The sequence below is a fragment of the Amphritea sp. 1_MG-2023 genome (genome assembly GCF_030547545.1).
Lineage (GTDB): Bacteria > Pseudomonadota > Gammaproteobacteria > Pseudomonadales > Balneatricaceae > Amphritea.
Genome location: NZ_JAUOQE010000093.1, coordinates 1 through 521, shown reverse-complemented (window position 1 = coordinate 521; position 521 = coordinate 1). Strand labels below are relative to the sequence as shown.

At 57.6% G+C, this 521-nt stretch carries 1 protein-coding gene; it reads left to right on the top strand.

Annotated elements, in window-relative coordinates; all coding sequences use genetic code 11:
* A partial coding sequence (locus Q4488_RS18810) for a VCBS domain-containing protein (protein WP_303582143.1) occupies window positions 1-521 on the top strand: 521 nt, incomplete at both ends.

Here is a 521-nt window from a genome sequence, read left to right as displayed (position 1 = left end):
ACCCTCGATGCGATCACCAGCGGTTCGATTGCCGAAGTGGATCAATCTAGTTCGACTACGGACGCGAATCTCAGCGGTACCTTGAGTGGCGCCGATGTGGATGGTGATACCTTAACCTACGGTATTGCTACCGGATCGGTCACGGGTACCACCGCCACCTTGGCGGGGTCTTACGGTACGCTGACCCTGGATACGGCGAGCGGTGACTACAGCTACAGCAAGAATGCCGCCGCGATCGAAGCCCTGGATGCAGGCGATGCTGTTAGCGATGTGTTCACCCTGACCGTGACGGATGCCGATGGTGCCTTGGTTACACAAACCTTTACCGTCAACGTCACCGGTGCCGATGATGCACCGACCCTGGATGCGGTTACCAGTGGTTCGATTGCCGAAGTGGATCAATCCAGCAGCACGACCGATGCGAATTTGAGCGGCACCTTGAGTGGCGCGGATGTCGATGGTGATACCTTAACCTACGGTATTGATACTGGGACGGTCACGGGTACCACCGCCACCTTGGC